At 70.5% G+C, this 19,241-nt stretch carries 10 protein-coding genes and 1 pseudogene; 4 read left to right on the top strand and 7 right to left on the bottom strand.

What is annotated here, in order from left to right; all coding sequences use genetic code 11:
- Nucleotides 1-381 precede the first annotated feature (381 nt).
- The 4 genes and pseudogenes from KSE_RS46455 to KSE_RS37900 form a co-directional block, all read right to left on the bottom strand.
- Nucleotides 382-1,863 (bottom strand): Helicase associated domain protein, encoded by a 1,482-nt coding sequence (locus KSE_RS46455; protein WP_407927481.1) that lies wholly within the window; start codon nucleotides 1,861-1,863, stop codon nucleotides 382-384.
- Nucleotides 1,864-2,295: 432 nt separating this feature from the next.
- Nucleotides 2,296-2,886 (bottom strand): annotated as a pseudogene (locus tag KSE_RS46450) (DEAD/DEAH box helicase family protein); the annotation flags it as partial.
- A gap of 5 nt (nucleotides 2,887-2,891) precedes the next feature.
- Nucleotides 2,892-4,457: an HNH endonuclease gene (locus tag KSE_RS39235; protein ID WP_051055066.1), complete on the bottom strand. Its 1,566-nt coding sequence runs from the start codon at nucleotides 4,455-4,457 to the stop codon at nucleotides 2,892-2,894.
- A 506-nt stretch (nucleotides 4,458-4,963) separates the two neighbouring features.
- The gene (locus KSE_RS37900; RefSeq protein WP_148283034.1) at nucleotides 4,964-5,764 is read right to left on the bottom strand and encodes a hypothetical protein; all 801 of its coding nucleotides are present in this window, start codon (nucleotides 5,762-5,764) and stop codon (nucleotides 4,964-4,966) included.
- 490 nt (nucleotides 5,765-6,254) lie between these two features.
- Here KSE_RS37900 and KSE_RS37895 point away from each other — a divergent pair, with 490 nt between their 5' ends.
- Together KSE_RS37895 and KSE_RS46280 are read left to right on the top strand one after the other, a co-directional pair.
- Nucleotides 6,255-8,075 (top strand): hypothetical protein, encoded by a 1,821-nt coding sequence (locus KSE_RS37895; protein WP_014133181.1) that lies wholly within the window; start codon nucleotides 6,255-6,257, stop codon nucleotides 8,073-8,075.
- A gap of 430 nt (nucleotides 8,076-8,505) precedes the next feature.
- Nucleotides 8,506-10,917, top strand: a complete 2,412-nt coding sequence (locus KSE_RS46280) for a UvrD-helicase domain-containing protein (protein WP_014133182.1) — start codon at nucleotides 8,506-8,508, stop codon at nucleotides 10,915-10,917.
- A 538-nt stretch (nucleotides 10,918-11,455) separates the two neighbouring features.
- Here KSE_RS46280 and KSE_RS37885 read toward each other — a convergent pair.
- From KSE_RS37885 to KSE_RS39225, 3 genes are all read right to left on the bottom strand, one after another.
- On the bottom strand, nucleotides 11,456-12,301 hold the full coding sequence (locus tag KSE_RS37885; protein ID WP_014133183.1) for a nucleotidyltransferase domain-containing protein: 846 nt from the start codon (nucleotides 12,299-12,301) through the stop codon (nucleotides 11,456-11,458).
- Nucleotides 12,302-12,517: 216 nt separating this feature from the next.
- A complete protein-coding gene (locus KSE_RS39230) occupies nucleotides 12,518-13,216 on the bottom strand; it encodes a hypothetical protein (RefSeq protein ID WP_014133184.1) in 699 nt (232 codons plus the stop codon).
- A gap of 367 nt (nucleotides 13,217-13,583) precedes the next feature.
- The gene (locus KSE_RS39225) at nucleotides 13,584-17,138 is read right to left on the bottom strand and encodes a DEAD/DEAH box helicase (protein ID WP_014133185.1); all 3,555 of its coding nucleotides are present in this window, start codon (nucleotides 17,136-17,138) and stop codon (nucleotides 13,584-13,586) included.
- Nucleotides 17,139-17,329: 191 nt separating this feature from the next.
- On the opposite strand from KSE_RS39225, the gene KSE_RS37870 reads away from it, so the two are divergent.
- Both KSE_RS37870 and KSE_RS37865 read left to right on the top strand, forming a co-directional pair.
- On the top strand, nucleotides 17,330-18,346 hold the full coding sequence (locus tag KSE_RS37870) for a TniQ family protein (protein WP_014133186.1): 1,017 nt from the start codon (nucleotides 17,330-17,332) through the stop codon (nucleotides 18,344-18,346).
- A 209-nt stretch (nucleotides 18,347-18,555) separates the two neighbouring features.
- Nucleotides 18,556-19,215 (top strand): hypothetical protein, encoded by a 660-nt coding sequence (locus KSE_RS37865; protein ID WP_014133187.1) that lies wholly within the window; start codon nucleotides 18,556-18,558, stop codon nucleotides 19,213-19,215.
- The last annotated feature ends 26 nt before the right edge of the window (nucleotides 19,216-19,241 follow it).

The raw sequence follows: 19,241 nt of genomic DNA, 5'->3' as shown, positions 1-19,241 counted from the left end.
CCCGCGGAGCGGGTCCGCGCTCCGCGCGGAGCGCGGACCCGCTCCGCGTGTCCGGCACCACCGCTTCGCGGGGGTGCGGCCGGCGCTTCGCGCTCGGCCTGGGTCCGTTCCGCTTCGCTCCACGGCCCCTGGATGGCTGGGATTTCGTGAGATGGGCATGGTGGCATTGTGGTTGGGGTTGTCCGGCCTTCGGCCGGAGCTGGCTGGAGGTGGGGGTGGCTGGGCTCTGATTGGTCTGAACCAATTGGTCTACACCTCTTGGCGGCCCGCTCCCCTACTCCGGTGGCGGGCTTCTCGGCGGGGTAGCGGTGGCTCTCCGAGGTCTGTTGCCTTAGCAGATTTTTTCCCGCAGTTCGGAGTTCTACTCCCGTCCCTCCGGGGTCATGCGGTGTCCGGAGCGGCTGCCCATTCCTCACCGAGGAGACCGGTGATCGTGGCCCGGTCTTCGGCTCGGAGGGCGCCGCTGCGCGCTCTGCTTCTGGCCTTGGCGAGCCAGGCACCGATCGCGATCTTCTCGCCGTCTACGATAATGCTCTCGCGGGCTTCGGGGAGCCGACCCTCCTCACGGACGAGGAACGCTTCGAGGAGGTCGGTGTTCTGACGGAAGGTCCGGCGGGTGCGGGCCAGCCGCGGCAGGGGGCTGCTGGCCGGGGTGAGGCCGATCTCGGTGAGCAGGCGCTGCTGGTCGGGGTGGAGTTTGGCCCAGCCTGTGGTCTGGCGTTGCAGCCAGGGGCCGATCCTGATGCCCACGAGGACGCTGTCGGGGTGGAGTTCGGCGGGGTCGTGGCCGGCGCGCAGGTGGGTGCGGAGGGTTGCGTATTTGCGGTGCCAGTCGGGGCCGTGGAGCAGGCGCCAGTGGGGGTCGATGTTCTCGAGGTCGGCGGTGCGTTCGGGAGCGAGTTGGCCGCGGGCGGCCTGGGCGCGTTGTTCGGCGAGAAAGCGGCCGCCGGGGTCGGTGGTGGGGATGGCGAGGTGGCCGGTCTGCTGGTGGTAGGCGGTGACGGTGGTGAGGTTGGCCTGCCACTGGGCGTCGGGGACGCTCCAGATCATGCCGAGGGCGTCGAGTTCGGCGATCCACTCGGGCGGGAGCTCGCCGCGCTGGTGGGCGCTGCGCTGACCGGAGACGAACTCGCCCAGCGTGAAGCCGTAGGGGTCAACGTACTCGTGCGGGACGGCGAGGTGACCGTGCTCGTCGCGGTACGCCTGGGCGGAGGCCAAGCCCTTGAGGCGGGGCCTGGTGCTGATGCGGGCGGGGTCGAAGGAGACAAGGTCCATCGCCCTAGCGATCACCTCCGGGTGGGTGTCGTAGTCGAAGCGCCAGCGGCGCCTGACCAGTTCACGCACCTCCCCCGGCAGCCGGTTCGCCCGGTTCGGCAGCCGCTCGGCGATCCGGTGGTCGTGGCTGCGCAGCGCGGTGGCGATCGCCCAGACCGGTTCGTAGGGCGTGCCGAGGATGTCGGTGGGGTCGGCGCCTTCGGGGATGTAGGCGGGGATGATCAGGTGGGCGAGTTTGTCAGCGCCGGCGGGCTTGCGCAGGGCGCGGCCGAGGGCCTGGACGCAGCGAACGACGCTGCGGGTGGTGTCGGCGATGACGACGGCGTCGATGGCTCCGCTGTCGATGCCCTCGGTGAGGACCTTGGCGTTGGTGAGGATCGCGGCCGGTGCTGCGGTGAAAGCGTTCAGGGTGGCTTGGCGTTCGTCGGGCAGGTCGTCGCCGTTGATGTGCAGGACGCTCGGCATGGTGGCCGGGCGCAGTTCTGGGGGGAGGCGGCGCAGGGTGTGAGGGTATTCGCGGGTGAAGTCGCGGGCGGTGGCGACCTCGTTGAAGTAGACGAGGACGTGGTGGAGTTGGTGCTCGGTCATGGCCTTGTGGACGGCGAGGTGCAGGGCGGTGGTGCGCAGCGCACTGCCGGCCGGGGAGCCGCCCGGCTTGGCGTTGCCGGTCCTCATGTCGTCGGTCTGGGCGTTGCCGGGCCTGGTGCCGGTGGTCGGGGCACTGCCGGCCCGGGTGCTGGCGGCTGTGGTGGTGTCGGTGTGGAGGCGCTGGTGGAGGTGGGTGTCGGTGATGGTGGGGACGAGGATGCGGTAGTCGGCGATGACGCCGTCTTCGACTGCTTGGTGGAGGGGGTAGTGGTGGACGGTGGGGCCGTAGAGGTGGGTGTTGTCTAGTGAGTTGATCAACCTGGGGTCGATCGGCGCCCGTTGGACGGTGGTGCGGCGTCGCCGCGGGCGGGGGCGGTGGGGGTTGTCGGGGTCCTCGGCCAGATCGGGGCTGTCCCAAATGCGGGGGGTCGCGGTGAGGAACAGGCGGCGGTCGGCCTTGATGTGCTGGTTGTCGAGGACCGTTGCCCACTGTTTGTCGTGGTGACCCGAGATCCGGTGGGCCTCGTCCATGATCGCGAGATCGAACGCGGGCGCGTGCAGGGCCTGTTGGGCTTCGGTGATCTTGCGAAGGCTGTCGTAGAGGACGAACACCGTCAGCTGCTCGACGCTCTTCATCAAGGAGGCGAGGCGGGTGAAGTCACCAGTACTGCCGACGTTCGCCGCCTGCAGGCTGGCGCTCGCGGTGGCATCCATCGAGGAGATGAGGACCATCGGCTCGCGGCGCCGGTCCGCGCGCCAGGCCAGGGCGGTCTGCACGGCGAGGTCCTTCGTCGGCAGGACCACCATGACCCGGCGGGAACCGACCTCCTCGGCGACCCGGATACCGATCAGCGTCTTGCCCGTCCCGCACGCGGACACCACCGTCGCCCGCGACCCCGCACGACGCAACTGCCGCGCCGCAGCCGCAATCCCCGCCTGCTGGTCCGCACGCGGCCGACGGCGTGGTGCGTCCTGTGGAGCAGGGTCCTGAGCGGGAGGGTGGGCGTGGGGTGAGGTGGTCACGATTTTCAGTGTTCCAGGCGGGCCGAGTGTGCGAGTGGCTCGGCGGCACGGAGGGCCGGTGGCTCTGCCGGGCCGTCAGGGACCGCCGGGCGTTTGCCTGGGGGGATGTGCTGTTCCCATCGTGCCCGGTGCCAGCGGACGCAGTCGAGGCCGACCTGGTGACGGGGTTCGGTGCGCAGAAGTCCGCGTACAGTGCCGGTCAGTGTCTCCACGATGTGCAGGTCGTCGGTCAGGTAGAGGGCTCCGTGGTCGAACCGCGTGTGGCAGCTGGGACACAGGCACAGGACGTTGCCGGTGTAGTCGGGGCCGCCGTGGCTCAGGGGGCGGATGTGGGCGCCCTCGCTGATCGCTTCCTGCGGTCCTGGGATCCGCAGGATGTCTCCGCACATCTGGCACTGGTTGCGATGCCAGTCTTTGACGTCTTGGGCGACGGCGCCGTCCCGCGTGATACGGCCCTTGCGATCCCTGACCGCGTGCTCCGGCACCGCCGTGGGCGTGTGGACTGTGCGGTGCCCGCCTCGCCAGGACAGTTCGTCCAGGGTCAGGACTCGCGGTGATCCTGCTGCGGCGCGGACTTCACCTCCGATCTTGTCGAGGGCGACACTGACCGGTTCGAGGGCGTCGGGGCACAGTAGTCGGGACCGGTCCAGGGCGGAGCGGGCGACCACCGACCATGCCGCCTCAATGTGACCGCCGGTGACCACGTCCGTGTCCTCCGCGAGTGCGAGCGCCGCCGCGATCCGGTGGGTGTGGGCGTCCAGCCGGGCGAACTGGTTGGCTGCTGGTCCCAGGTCGTCGAATTGATCCGCGCTGAGCTGGATCGGCCAGAACTTCGCGGCGGCCTCGTCCGTGATCACCATGGGTACCTGCCGTCGCGTCAGGTCCTCGTAGATACGGACGAGTTCCTCGACGGCCCTACAGGCCGCCGACGGCCGGGGGACGGGAACAGGAGTGCTTCGGCGCTCCCCCGGCGTCTTCCGAAGGAAGATCAGGAACCGGGTGGAGGATGCCTCGTCCGTGCGTGCCCGGTAGGGCCAGTCGGTGGCCGGCATCTCCCACAGCACCCCAACCTTGGCGGCTTTCCGCGCCGGTGCACCCCTGCGGGAGCGGAGCCGGTGCCCGGGGTCTCGATATTCTCTACCATCCCAGGCCGTGCGCAGTTTGTAGGTGAGGAAGTCGTCGCAGGAGGTTCCCGACCCGCGGCGGGCGACGGGGCTACCGGTGAGCAGCATGGAGAAGTCGGTGCCGGGTGCCATGGTCCGTGAGGCCTTGGTCCAGGCGATCCGGAGTTTGTCGAGGGTGGTGATGTCGTGGTGGCGTGTGAGGCGGCGGAAGCGGTGGGTGTCCAGGCCGGCTTCGGTCAGCGTGGTCGTCAGGGAGGGCTGGGCGTCACCGGTCAGGAACGCCCCCCATACCAGGCAGGGCCAGTCCTTGCTGCGGGTCGGCAGGGTTGCAGAGGGGGCCACGGCCGCTGCCCACCAGCACAGGGCTGCCGCGTAGGCGTCCTCGACGTGAACGCCCTCCTGTCGTGCCGCCCGCTGCGCGACGTCGCCCAGCGGGCCGCGCAGCACTGTCCCTGATGTCATGGCCCCTGTCCCTCTCCTGCCCGCGCACCGTGGTGATGGTCTATCACCAGACGCTGACAGCAGGGATCGGGCGGTAGGGGCCGGCGGAGCGCGGGTCGCCTGCGACGTGCACGCAGCCTTCGAGGACTTCGAACCGGGATCGGCCGCCTTGCCGGTCCGATTGGAGTTGGACGTCCTGGACTCTGTGGTGGGTGTGTTCCGGTTTCGAGGGAGTGCGTTTTTGTCGACGGCAGGACGTTCAGCTGTTGGCTTGCTCCGTTGCATGGTTCGCTGCTGCGGGCGTGCGGTGGACGGAGCCGCCGTCAGCTCCTGCCACCGGGATGCTGGCTTCGCCTGCGTGTACGGCGTCACTGTCGTGGTGCTCGGCCGAAGTGATCTCGATGTCATCGGCTGGTACTAAAGGCGGTGTTCCTTCGTGGTGAGTGGCCGGTTCGGCGTACCCGCTCGGCGCGCCGCTGTAGTTGGCCCGTCCGCGCTGACGGTTGGTTCCGTCAGCGCGGACGGGCTCCGGTGATCTTGTGCCAGCGGTCCAGCTCTTCGTCCAGGGCTCGGCGGGCGGTGGGGATCTTCGTGTCGGCTGCTTGTTCGGCCTTTCCCTGTTCCAGCCGTTCGAGTGCCTGCTCGTGGCGGGTGGTGTCGGCGACGGCTTCGGCGAGTTCGGCTTCCGCTTGGGGGATGTTGGCCAAGCGGAGTGGTGTGGCCCGTTTGGCAGCGGCTATGGCGTCGTGCGTCCTGGCGGCGAACTGCGTGAGTTCCGTCGGGTCGTACTCTTCCTCGGGGAAGTCGAGTGCCTGCTGTCGGCCGTCGGGAAGAACCAGGTGCAGGTGTCCGATGTCGTCGGCTCGCTCGCAGCGGACCGCGATCTCCTCCAGTGGGTACTCGTGGGTCGCCCCGCCGGTAGAGACAACCAGTCGGTGCTCGTACAGCTGCACGGGGCCCATCGTGCTGTGCAGTGTGCCGCGGCCGGGGTCACGGAGCATTGCGAGACGGCGCTCGGCTCGGGCGATGCGGCTGCGGTAGGCGGAGCGTTCCGTGTCGACGGCGGCTCGGAGGGCTGCGAGCCGGTCTGCGGCCTCGTGTTCCAGCCGGCGCAGGTTGCCCCGCTTGGTACGGAGGCGGGCTCGGTCGTCGGCGTGCTGGCGGTGGAACGCGAACCGCCATCCCCCGGGGTAGCGGTTCGTCCACCACACGAGCGCGGCCAACACCGCCGCCGCTGCGAACAGGGCTGTCCAGGCCCAGGCCCCCATTGTGTCCTCCCTTGCCTGCCGTTCTTCGATCCGTGGGAACAGCATGCCGACGCAGTGGTCGGGCGTGCACGGTGTTCGCGGCAACTCTTGTCGGTCATCGGTGAGGTGATGGCGCGGCCGGGCGGGATCCGGAGTGGGCGCGGCGAGTCGCAGCAGTCATTGCGGGGGCGGGCCGGCTCTACTCCCGGGCGTAGCCGGGCGGTGTTGGCCGGTTGCCGGGCTGATGGTGGTCAGGGCTGATCGGTCGAGCGGTGGGCCGGTACGCCGCGATCACGGTCTGGGCTTCTGCTGTCCGCTTCCGCCTCGCCGGTGCCACAGGTCCGGATCACCGGGTCGCGGTTTTGCTTCGGGGCGTATCGCGGCGTGCCTTTGCATGTGTGCGCCCGCGTGCGGAGCGGAGCGCCGGACTGTTCTGTTCGGTGTTCACGGGATTCGCCCGGGTCTTCGTCACAGGCTCCGGCGTGGGGTCGTTGCAGTCGTGCGGGGTCGTTCGCGTCCCGCACGAAAGTACATGCGATTCGCCGAAGGAGCCTTCATGGCACGGCAGTTCTCCTACGAGAAGTTGGTGCTCACCTCGGTCAACGGGGTCAGGGAGGTGGACCTCGACCACCCGGTGATCGGGGTGTTCGGCCCGATCGACACCGGCAAGACCACGTTGGTGGATGCGTTGGCCTATCCGCTCGGTTACAGCGTCGATTGGCGCCAGGTCCCCAAGGATCGGCTGATCTCCGTCACCGTCGTTCTGCGGGTCGAGGGCATGCGTATCGCGCTGCGTCGGGGTCTGGGTAGTCGTGCGAATCTGGTCGAGCTGATCGATCCGCGTAGCGGCGAGGTCGATGAGACTCTCGTGGTGAAGTACGACCCTTCCGGGAAGCAGCGCCGGGTCGGGGACGTGCTGTTGGAGCTGCTGGGGTTGGCGGAGCTGTTCGCCCCGCCGGAGGCGGTGGCGGTGTCGTCGGCGGGCGCGGGGCGGTTGTCGTTCGAGCACCTGTACCCGCTGTGCTACCTGAGCCAGGACATGGTCGACGGCGGTGAGCTGGTGAGGGGTGGGGCCAACAGCGCGTCGTCGTACAAGGCGGTGGTGGAGTTGCTGCTGCACCTGACGGATGCGCGCACGCGGATTCTCACCGCCCGGCTCAAAGTCCTGCTCGATGCCGTACGGCCGCTGCAGGCCCGGGTCGAGCACGTCAAGGAGTTCCTGGCGGCGGCCCGCGACGAGCACGCCCTGCGTCAGGATCTGGAGGAGAGCCGGCGACGCGTGCAGGAGACGCTGGTGGCGTTGGAGGAGTTCAAGGGGCGTCAGCGGGCCATGACCGCCGAGCAGGATCCGCTGCGGTGCAAGGTCGCCGAGCGGGAGGCGGCCGCGGCGCGCTGCCGGTCGGTGGCTGCGGAGGCCCGGGCGGAGGTGGAGCGCATGGTTGGACGGGTTCGGGGTCTGCAGCACCGTGCTCAGGCGGGGCCGCGCCTGGTCAGCCCGTGCCCTGGCTGTGCCCGGGACTTGACGGGGCGTACGGTCGGGGACGGGTTCTGCGGGGTGTGTACCGAGCGGTGGGACGCCTCGCGGTTGCAGGATCTGCTCCGCCTTGCCGAGACCGAGCTTCTGGCTGCCGAGCAGGCCGCCACCGCGGCGACCAAGGAGCAGGGGCGGAAGGAGGCCGACCTGGCGGCCGCCCAGGCCGAGCTGGACGCCCATCTGGCTTCGCGGATCGGCCCGGCCGCGGGCCACTTGGAGCAGCTCGCTGCGGCGCATGCCTCGGCGAAGGCCCAAAGTGCCGCGCTCGAGCAGGAGCTGGAGCCCTATGCCCGGCTGCGGGAGTTGCAGCAGGAGCTGGAGCGGGCGGTCGGTGAGCGCGACGAGGTCAAGCAGCAACTCGCCGACCATCGTGCGTCTCTGTCGGGGCGTCAGGTGGCTGTGCAGGAGATCGAGGACTTCTTCCGGCACATCATCGACGCCCTCCAGCTGCCGGGTGACCCGGGAGCGGCGATCGACCGTTCCAGCTACCTGCCGAGGGTGCGGCGCGGGCCGCTGAGCAATGTCGGGCACGGGGTGCGGACCGTGCTGAATGTCGCCTACCGGATGGCGTTCACCAGCCACGCCCTTGTCACCGGAGCCACCGACCTGCCGACCCTGCTCGTCATCGACTCCCCTCGCAAGAACGTCGGCTACGGCACCGACGACCAGCAGCTCATCAGCCGCTTGTACACCCACTTCCTCGAACACATCACCGCTGTGCGCGAGGGCACAACCGTGGTGCGGCCTTCCCAGGTCATCATCGTCGACAACGACCTGCCCGTCGGGTTCCGGGACCGGCTGCATGTCATCGAGCTCAGCCGTGAGAACCCGCTCGTGCCGTAACACTCTTGGCGGGTCGGAGCAGGGCGGCAGGCGGGGGCGACAGGCGGAGGCGTCGCCCCCGCCTCCGGATCTTCGGTCGTCGGGGTCGGCCGGCCCGGTGGCGGTGCCCTTGTTGGAGCGGATCCACCCGGTGTGCACCGGCCTCGCGCGAGTTCCAGGGCCGGTTGTCAGTGGTGTGTCGTACCGTGCCGCCGTGCCCACGTACACGAAGGATGCCATCGTGATCCTGCCCGGCCCGATGCTGCGGGTTGTGCGAATACACCCGGTGTCCGGTATCCCGCGGCAGCGCTGACACCACTGGCGAGACCAGGAGCATCCGGTACTGCCCGCCCGGAAGCCGACACCGTTCTGCTCCACAACGAGACCTGCGTCGCCCTTGGGCTTCCACAGCAGGCGGCGTGCCTTCCGATGATGAGGACACATGGTTTTGATGCCCACCGCCGAGCAGCAGGCGGCCCGTGAGATGTTCGCCGCCGGCGGCGATCTGGCCCTGGTGGCCGGTGCCGGGACGGGAAAGACGTCCACCCTGGTCCTGATGGGACAGTCGACGCCGCGTCGGGGCCTGTACGTGGCGTTCAACAAGTCGATCGCCGACGACGCGAAGAGCCGGTTCGGGTCGAACGTCGAGTGCCGCACGGCGCACTCGCTGGCGTTCCAGAGCGTGGGGCGCAACTACCGTGAACGGATCAGCCGTTCGGCACGCGTGCCGGCCTGGCAGACCGCGCGCCGGCTCGGGATCGACCGGGACCTGCCGGTGAACTCCACCAGGATCACCGTCAAGCACCAGGCCCGCCTGGTGATGGGGATGGTGCGCCGGTTCTGCTACACCACCGACCGTCAGCTGATGGCCCGTCACCTGGAATGGGTCAACGGCCTGGACACCGGCGGGCAGGACTTCGTCGCCCGCGAGCTCCTGCCGTACGCGGCGCGGGCGTGGGAGGACCTCCAGGACCCGGGAGGGGAGCTGCGGTTCGAGCACGACCACTACATGAAGATGTGGGCTCTGACCTCGCCTGTGCTGGGTGCGGACTTCGTGCTCCTGGACGAGGCCCAGGACACCAACCCCGTGCTGGAGGAGGTCTTCCTCAACCAGAAGGCGCAGCGGGTATGCGTGGGTGATCCCGCACAGCAGATCTACGCCTGGCGGGCGGCGAAGGACGTGATGACCGCGTTCCCCGCCGAACACCTGGAGCTCACACAGTCGTTCCGCTTCGGCCCGGGGATCGCGGCCGTGGCCAACCGGTGGCTCTGCCATGCGGAGTCCCCGATGCGCCTGGCCGGTTGCGGTCCCGAATCGAGGATCGGCCCGGTGGTGGGAGCCGACGCGGTGCTGTGCCGCACCAATGCCGACGCTCTGCGGGAGGTGATCGGTTTCCTCGACGACGGCGTGCCGGTCGCGCTCGCCGGCGGCGGTGCGGCAATGGAGCGGATCGCGCAGGCCGCGCTGGAGCTCAAGGCCGGCAAGCGCACCAGCCATCCGGAGCTGTTCCTGTTCTCCTCCTGGGGCGAGGTGCAGGAGTACGTCGAGCAGGACAGCGCCGGCTCCGACCTCAAGGCGATCGTGCAACTCGTCGACACGCACGGCCCCGAGGCGATCCTCGCCGCTGCCCAGCGTCTTACCCCCGAGGAGCAGGCGAAGGTGACGGTGTCGACCGCGCACAAGGCCAAGGGCCGTGAGTGGGACACCGTGCGGATCGCGGGCGGGTTCGAGGCGCCGCCCCTCGACGAGGACGGACTGCAGGCCCCGCTGTCCCTGCCCGAGGCGCGGCTGGCCTACGTCGCCGTCACCCGCGCCTGCCGTCACCTGGACATGGAATCCATGGCCTGGCTCGATGCCTACGAGAAGACCCTCGCCTCCGGGCCCGGCGCGGGCGGGCGGCCCCTGCTCGACCTCAGTCTCACCGGGCAGCTCAAGCACCTCGCCTCCCCCATGTCCCGGTTCATGGAGCAGCACCTGCCCGACGCCCGCCACGTCGCCGGCGACTACCTGAAGCGGCTGCCCCCGCTTCCCCGTCCCGTACAGCCCCTGGATGTCGCCCACCCGAAGTTCGACGCCCTCGGCCACGCCATCGACTACCGGCTGCGCCTGTCCCTCGGCCGGGACATGGGAGGCGCTGTTGCGGCCGGTGTCGATGCCATGCACCCGCGCTGGGAGCTGCCCGGAGCGCCTGCCCCGAAGGTCCGCAGCGCCCTGCACACCGCCGGAGTCGAACTCCTCGACCTCACCCGGCGCCACCTCGACAGCGAAGGCACCTACCTGGACGAGGACACGCTCTCACGGCTGTGCTTCGTCGCCGCCTCTTATGAGGACATCTACCGCATCGGGCGGGTGCATCGCTTCAGCTTCCTCACCCGGGCCGACGAACACACCACCCTGCGCCGCCTCACCGACGCGGTCGACAGCTACGTGCCCGACGACCTCGCCGTACAGATGCGTCTCGCCCAGGAGCCGTTCGCCGCGCTGCGGGCACTGCCCGAGGCGCAGCGGGTGTGCGGGCCGGTGTTCGCCGGCAGTGGCGACATCGGCGGCGCGGACGCCGACTTCGTCCTCGGCGGACTGCTGATCGACTGCAAGGCCACCACCCGGCCCCGCCAGCTCGGCGTCGCGGAGATCTACCAGCTCGCCGGCTACCTGCTCCTGGACTACGACGACGAGTTCGGCATCGACCGCGTCGGGCTGTACCTGTCCCGCCAAGGCCACCTCATCACCTGGACCGTCCCCGACTTCCTGCTCCGCCTCGGCACCACCACACCCCTGCCCACCCTGCGGCACAGGCTCCGCGACTTCCTGCACACCGAAGCAGCCGCTCTGGCCAGCCCCATCGGCAACCGCGTGCGCTGAGACGGCCGACCCGGTGTGCCCGCCCAGAGCGGGCACACCGGGCGGGCGCACCCGCGGAAGAACACTCCTGCCCGGCAAGGTCCGAGCTGCTCCGTGCGGGGCGCGGGCGTGTCCACCGAAGCCTGCGCAGTGTTGGACCACCAGAAGATGGCACGGGAGGAGAGCGGATGTCGTACGGGTACAGCGGCGGTCCCAACTGGCCGATGATCCAAGCCAAGCGGCGGGCCGAGCAGGAAGCCAGTTCGGCCCGGTCCGAGATCTCGGCCAACAGGGCGTCGGCCGAGCGATGGAAGGCCGCCTTCGAGGCGCTGTCCGGCCACGTGCGGACAGCGGCGGGTCGCAGCGGCATGGCGCACCGCGAGGGCGACAGGTGCGGCTGCCCGGCCTGCTGGGAGAAGGTCATCGCCGGCCTCGCCCAGGAAGCCGAGGAGAGGGCAGGTGCCGCGGGCGGACCCGGCGCTCACGCCGGTCCGCGTTCTTCGGCGACCTCTTCGCGCACTACAACCCGCAGCAGTGCCCCTGATCCGGCCCGGGCCCGCTACGCCAGGGCGACGGGGGTCACGTGCAGGGCGTGCAAGGGCTGGCGGGCCGTGGCCGGCAGGACCTCGAACCACGCCTGGCCGTCGTCCAGGTAGCGTTCCGCGCTCCGCCAGTAGCGCCAGCCCAGGTCGACGAAGCAGTCGACGGCCTCGTCCGCCGTGCCGTACACCAGGTGCTGGCCGTGGACCTCGACGCGTTCGAGTGCCTGGCCGGTGCTCTCCAGGCGGGCAAGGGCGGCGGCCGCCGCGCGGCGAAGCGGGCTGTTCAGGGCCCAACGGCCCTGGACGTGCGCGGCTGCCCTGGCCGAGGTCGGCCAGGCGTCGGGGAGAGAGAACGCGGCCACGGTCACGGCACCTTCAGTGCACAGGCGGTGCAGGTCGATGCGGACCGGTCGTGGGAGCAGGTCGGCGATGGCCTCGTACGAGGGCAGGACGTGGTCGCGGGGTGCGCGCCCGGCGGCCGGATCGGGTGTGAGCGCGGCAAGCCGCTGCCGGGCTGTGACGACCGGCTCACCGCGCCGCCACAGCAGGGAGAGATCGATCCCCTCGCTCTCGAGGGCTTTGCGCTCCTGGAACTGGAAACTGACACCGCGTCGACGGCCCCGAAGTGCCTGACGCATCGTCACATAGCTGTCGCGACCGTCGCAGAAGGCGTCGAGTGACTCCCGCGTCCAGCGTGCGTCGGTGGCGTGCTCGACGACCACGTCCACGTCCCCTACTTCCAGAGCACCCCGGGCGTAGGATCCGAACAGGTGGATCTCCTCGACCAGGTTCAACGGCCAAGCCCCCTGCTCCAGCCGGTCGAGCATCTCGACCAGCACTGCGGTCGCCCGCTCGCGCTTCATGTGTACTGCTTCTCCTCAACTCTTCATGGCCCCGGGGATAATGGGCATGCCGGTGGTGGTCGCCGGTCGATGCGGGCCGTCGGAATCCGGCCGGCGAACAGGCACTGTCTGCGGTGATCGCTGCGGCGTGGGGCGGGAACCATCTGCCCTTGCTGCGCAGCGATCATCCGCAGTTGCGGCGCTCCTGCCCGGGCGGGCTGGTGGACTCTGTTTCGCTCACGCTTGCCGTGAAAGGACTGCCCGGGCAGCTGTCCGGAACAGGGCGCTCTGGCGGTCGACCGGGCCTGGGCCGAGCTCGCGCACGTCCCGCCCATCGTAGAACCGGTCCATCCTCTCCGCGGCCTCCCTGCCCTGCCGGTGGCGGTCGCGCTCCAATGCCTCGGCGAACTCGGCCGGGGCTTCCCTGGTGTCGTGGATGAACACGACCACCACGTGCTCGCTCTCGTGGCCCACGGTCTGTACCCGCCATCCCAGTCGGCGGGCCGCGCGCCGCAGGGCAGCCCGGATCAGGGGGAGGCCGCCCAACGCCTCGGCCTCGGCCGGGGACAGGTTGGCCTGCAGGGAGCCGCCATAGCCGCCGGCCCCCTCAGGGCTGGTGGACTCCAGAACGGGCAGCAGGGCGTCCGACAACGCCACGCACCGTGGGTCCTTCGACATCGGCGGCTTCCTGGCCGAGGGCACGGCGGCCGGTCCCACGGCCGACCGGGCTGCCGGCCCCGACTCGACGACAGCGGGCGTGTCCAGGTGACGTTCCAGGACGGCCAGGGCCTGGCTCATGCCGTCCTGGTCGAGCCTGGCCGGCAACAGTCCCGCATCGCCACAGGCGACGACGTGTGCCAGGGCCTTCTGGTAGGACACGGGCCGGGTCTTGGCGAGAGCCTTGGCCAGACGGGTGCGGTGGGTCTTGGCGGTCATGCGCGTTCCGATCCAGGCCTGCTACGAGCGGAGCACATCCCACCGCGCGATGTCTCCGGCAGACCACTGGATGTGATGGAAGGTCAGGACCAGTGCCGGGTGCATCCCTTGTGGTCCGGGCGGCGGCCCGGTTTACCCGAGGCGGTGGCCATACAGGGCGGCACGCACCCACAAGTGCGCAGTGCGGCGACTATACCTCGAACCCGACCGCATCCGTACGTCTCTGGGGAGGGCTTCCGATACTGGTCTTCGTGCGCCGTTGGGTGCGGTTCCCGGTCAGGGATCGCGCTCCTCGCGGTCCTGGTGACCGCTGTGGCGGACCGGAGCCGCTGGCCGGCATCCGGCGGCCCGCCATACCGCCCAGTGGTCATCTGCGCACCCACACCATGTCCAGGGCTTCCAGTTCTGAGATCAGGAGCGGCGGGAGTTGCCCTCGGAAGACCTTGTCGCGTTGGCGGGCGATCCAGGTGCCGAGGCGGACCTTGGCGTGCTCGACGCGCTCGACGAATCCGGGCGGGACGTCCAGGTGGCCCTCCCGGTCCCGGAAGGCTCGCGCAGCTTTGATGTAGCGACGGAATTCCGCTGGCAGTTGGTGGATCGGGGTGAGGGCGGACCGCGGCGGCCGATGGGCTGGCCGGTCCGTTCGGGGTCCGGGCCGTAGGGGCGGCACTGATGGTGGTGCGGCCATCGACCGGGCGTATGGGGGCTGCCCGCAGCCGGCACTGCCCTGCGCCCTGCGGTACGGCGCGGGCTCGCCCTGTGCGGGGTGGGTTCGCCAGGCTCCGAGGGCGTCCAGGAGCGCGGTCTGGTGCGCGTCGAGGTTGCCGGTGTCGGCGTGTCGGTTCTGCATGCGCAGCCACGCACCCGGCCGGAAGCGTTCGTCGCCGGGTGTCCCGGTGCGGTTCACGGGACCGGTGAGGCGGCCGCCGGCTGCCAGGTAGGCGACGAGGCGACGGTATGAGCGCTGCCAGTCCGGCGCCATCCGCCAGAGCGGGTCCAGTGCGGTGAGCCGTGCTTCCTGATCCGCGGTCAGGTCGGCCTTTCGCTGGCGACGCACCCACGTGCCGAGGTTGTAGTCCTCGACCTGCTCGTCGGCGGGAACGGCCAGATGGCCAGTGCGCACGGCAAACGCGCGCGCGTGGGCGTAGCCGCGCTCCCAGGCGTCCTCGTGCTTGTTCCAGATCATCCCGAGGGCGTCCAGGTCGTTTCGGCGTCTGGTGGCGAGTCGGCCGGTGGCGTGCAGGTGGCGCTGCCGGGAGAGCCAGCTCGCGAGGGCGCCTTCGGCAGGGTTGAGGTGGCCGTGCTGTGCGGCGAAGGTCGCGGCCTTGGTGAGCATGCTGGCCCACGGCTCCTCGAATGCTGTCGGCCTGGGCGCGGCCTGCGCGATGACGGCAGCGGCTGGTGGGGCTGTGGCCTGGTGGTGGGGGGCTGTGTCTGTGCCTGGCGGCGCCGTGCTGCTTCCGGCCGTGGTGTCGGCTGGCTCCGATCGGGCGCGGTGCGGGAACGGCTGCGGGATCCGGGGGGCGGCCAGCGGGGGGCCGGGCGGTTCTATGGGGCCGGCCGGTTGAGTGAGGGCGGGGTCGGCGGGGGCTTGGAGGAAGTGCGGGGCCGGGTCGATGCCGAGGGCCCGCAGGGCGGTGAGCTGCCGGCTGGTCAGTTGGGCTGCGTCGCGTTGGCGCTGGCGGATCCATCGTCCGAGGTGGACCTGCTCGGAGTCGACGGTCTCGCAGTGGCCGGCGGGCACATCCAGGTGGCCTTCGCGCTGGTGGTACTGGCGGGCGGCACGCAGTCCGCGGGTGAAGGCTGCGGCGAGTGCGGTGGCGGGGCGGGACAGGAGGATCGTGTGGGGGTGGGCGTCGGGGTGGGTGCGGGCGAGGTGGTGCAGGAGATGCCGCTGCCCCGGGTGGAGGTCGTCCCGGCGGTTGATCTGGCGGTCGAGCCAGCTGTTCCAGCCGGTGTCGGTGTCGGCCTGCCGGTGGTAGGGGATCGTCCAGGTGGTGGTCGCGAGTCGGTGACGTAGGTGGGTGTAGGTGTGCTGCCAGCGCAAGCTCCATGGGGGGTTCCACCACGGGTCGACGGCGTTGAGGGCGTCGACCCGTTCGGACTCCAGGTTGCTGGTGCTCGCTCGTCGGCGCATGCGGGCGAGCCAGGCGCCGAGCGTGGGGTCGCTGCCGGGGATCGTCGGGTCGAAGGCGAGGCTTCCGGTGCGGGAGGCGGTCGCGGCGGCCCGTTCCAGGTGGTGCTCGAAGCTGTCCGGTGGGTGGGGCCAGGAGATGCCGAGGGCATTGAGCGCGACCGCCCGTTCGATGGGCAGTGTCCCGGCCTTGTAGTGGGTGCGGTGACGGCCGACCCAGCAGCCGAGGGGAAATCCTGACGAGTCGGTGTAGTCGCTGGGCACGTCGAAGTGGTCGTGCCGGTCGACGAAGCGCACCGCCGCGTTCCAGCCGTCCGCCCATTCACCGCTGTCGATCTGGTGGGTGCGCAGGTCGAGGACGGGGGCGATCTCGTCGGCGCGTTCAGGACCGGGGAGGACAGGGTCTTGGAGGCGGCGGCGGCGGATGCCCGTGAGGCGGTGGAAGACGCGGTCGTCGTGGTCGCGAAGTCCGGTGAGGACGTCCCACAGGACGGAGAAGTGGGAGGACCACATGGCCTCCCGGGTGGACTGGCCGGGGGCGAGGTAGACCGGGATGACCAGCGTGGCGATCTTGCCGGAGCCCGGGGGCTGGCGCAGGGCGCGCCCGAGGGACTGGACGATGTCGACGGCGCTGCGTTTGGGGTCGGCGAACAGGACGCCGTCGGCGTCGGGGACGTCGACGCCCTCCCCGAGGGTCTTGACGTTGGCCAGGATGGCGAACTGGTAGCCCAGCGGCCCTCGGGTCGTGCTGCCCAGCAGGGGCATGGTGTCGAACTGACGTAGGCACCGGGCGCGTTGTCGCGGGGTCTGGTTGCTGTGGACGGCCCTGGACCAGATGCGCGGCGGGGTGTCCTGTTCGCTGATGGCGGCGGCGGTGAGGGGGAGGCTGTCGGCGAAGTTCTGGGAGGCAACGATGCGGCTGTGGAAGGTGACCACGCGGCGCAGTCCGTAGTCGGCGACGGCTTGCAGGAGGCCCACCTGCAGGGCGGCCAGCCGCAGTCCGTCGTACTCGGGGGTTGCTTCGGCGGTGTGGAGGACCTCGCGCAGGTCTTCGTCGCGGATGATGGGCACGACGATGCGGTAGTCGGCCAGCAGTTTGCGGTCGATGGCCTGTGCCAGGGTGAGGCGGTAGACCACGGGCCCGTAGATGGTGGCGTCGTTCATGGACGCGAGTTCGACCGGGGCCCCGGGCTTGCGCTTGCGTCTGCGTGTGCCGCTGTTCGCCGTCCACAGGCGCGGGGTGGCGGTCATGTAGAGGCGCCGGGCAGCGGGCAGGCGCTCGTCGTCGTGGACCGCTCCCCAGTCCTTGCCGCGGTCGCCGCTGGTGTGGTGCGCTTCGTCGGCGACGACGATCGCCCATTCGGGCAGGAAGTGCCGACGGTGGGCGAGTTCGAGCACTTCCAGGGAAGCGTAGGTGGCGAAGACCACGGCCGGCCCGGGGCGCTCGGAGAGCCGGGAGGCGAGGACTTCGGGGTCGGTGGTGAAGACGACATGCCGGGTGATGTCCGGATAGTCGGTGCGGCCGCTGGAGCACACAGCGGTCATGCGGTGAATGCTGCTGTCCTCGCGCCATCGGCGGATGGTCTGGGCGACCAGGTCCAGGGTGGGCATGAGCACCAGGACGTTGCCCTGCCCGGCGAAGTGCTCGGCGACCCGGATCGCAATCAGGGTCTTGCCGGTGCCGCACGCTGCGATCACCGTCGCTCTCGGCAGGAGTCCCAGCGTCGCCGTCGCGGCCTCGATCGCCTGCTGCTGGTGTTCACGCAGTGAGCGCGGTTCCCTGGACACTGAGGAGGCGGTTCCTTCACGGCCGTTGCGACGTGCGGGGCGGCAATGCGGGCAGGCCGCCTGCCGCCTCGGGCACCTGTCCGGGGTCTCCGATCGGTCGGACCGGCCCTGGAAGGTGCCCGGATGTTCCCGTGATGATACGGCCGACATGCGCTACCGTGGTGGGCCGGTTGTCCGCCCCGGGGAGCGATGTGAACGTGCAGGAGCATGGCCGCTGTTCGGACCTGCGGGAGCTGCCGCTGCATGTGCGCTTCCTGCCGAACGAGTCGACCGGTTCGTACGTGACCCGGCTCGCCGAGCGCAACGGGCTGAGTGTGGGCTACCTGCTGGAGATCGTGGGTGAGGGCAAGAGCCGGGTGGTTGCGCCCCACCTGACCGAGCTCTACCTCAACCGGCCCGCGGCCGAGCGTCTGGCCCGGCTCGCCGGCCGGCCCCTGCCCGTGCTGCAACGGGCCTTGGCGAGTCTGGGCGAGGAGTACCTACTGACGGGCTCCGGGGAGCACCCGGTGTGGAAGTGGCCGTGGGCCGTGACGGACGGCTACCTGGTACGGGCGTGCGCGCTGTGCGCGGCCCGGCGCGGGGTCACCGAGCCGGCGTGGCTGATGGTGCCCGACACCTGGAGCGTGTGCGGCGAGCATGCCCGGTGGACGGACAACTCGCGCGACACGGCGTGGCCGTGGACCGATCTGCGGCCGTGGCCGCAGGTCCTTGACGCCCACCGCCGGTTGGCGTGTCTGGGCCGGCGGATGGGAAAGGTGGGGCGGGCGCTGATGGCGGACGCCTTCTCCATGATGGCCGACCGCCAGGTGCGGTCCTTGTACGGACGGGCGCCGCGCTGGTTCGCCGAAGCCGCGGACCGGCTCGGGGAACGGCGGGCGGCACCGTTCCTGGCGTATCCGGAGGCGGTCCGGGTCGCGCGGGTCCTGGCGCGCAGCGAGCGGCACCGGCTGGCGGGGGCGTTGACGTGGGAGGAGTACCGGCGTTGGCACGCGCAGGCGGTGGCCGAACTGGGCCCGGCGTTCAGCCCGGTCCTGACCGTCTGGATGGCCCGGCATCAGCCGCAGACGTCCGTGGCGGCGCGCAAGGCAGGGGTCCGGCCGCCGCTGGCCGCTCCGCACAAGGTGGTCGGCGCGCTGGCGTCGGTGGCGCAACTGAGCTGTCTGCCGGGCGAGCTGGGCGCCGGAACCTTCGACCGGCCCTACCTGTGACGTGAGGCGGAGGGCTTTCACACCTGAAGTGGACGTCTTTGTTCCGCCGGGTGGCGAGTTGTGATAGCTGTGGGGCGTATCACGGCGGCTCGATGTGGTGGCGCAGGCTCGGCCGGGGCTTCGGCCCGGCGGCGGAAAGGCATCGTGTGCAGGTACAGGTGCGTTATCGGGATCCGGACGGCCGGGAGCGCGAGGCCGCTCCCGGAGAAATGCGCGCAGTGCCGTTGGAGCGATGCGAGCCCCTGCGTGAACCCCATGCCTACCACGGGAGGCAGTCGATCCTGACCCGTTACTGGGCGGCCACCACCAAAGGCATGGTGGTCTGCGGCAGCGAGCGGCTGATGTACGCGGCGGCCCTGCTGGACTTCGACGCCTCGGTGCAGTGGTTCTCCGCGACCGCGACGCAGATCTGCTGGCAGGACGGCTCCGCGCACGGGACGGTAGAGCCCGCGTTCTTCGCTCGGACCGTACGCGGGGAGCGGCTGGTGATCGTGCACCCTGCCCGCGACGGCGACGAGCAGGCCCGATCCCGGGAGGCGGAAGTGGTCGCGCATGTCGCGGACGCCGCCGGATGGACCGTCGCCCCGCTGGACGTCCCGACGGGAATCCGCCTGCAGTGGCTGCGGGTTGTGTCCGCGCACCGCTTCCCCGACCTGTACGACGAGAAGATCCGCGACGTGCTGCTCCCCGCGTTCTCGGTGGCGCGCCCGATCACGGCGGGAGTCGCCGCCGCTGGCCTCCCGCGCACGGCTCTCGCCCATGCCTGGCACCTGCTGTGGACCGGTGACCTGTCCTTCGAGCGGGACCGGGCCCTCATCCCGGTCTCCCTCGCCTGGGCAGGCAACGCCGCGAATCGGGTGGTCGTGTGAGGGCCCAGAGGTCCGGCTGCACCTGC

The sequence above is a fragment of the Kitasatospora setae KM-6054 genome, assembly GCF_000269985.1.
Taxonomy (GTDB): domain Bacteria; phylum Actinomycetota; class Actinomycetes; order Streptomycetales; family Streptomycetaceae; genus Kitasatospora; species Kitasatospora setae.
The sequence above is the reverse complement of the archived record's forward strand: the minus strand, read 5'-3'. Positions and strand labels throughout refer to the sequence as shown.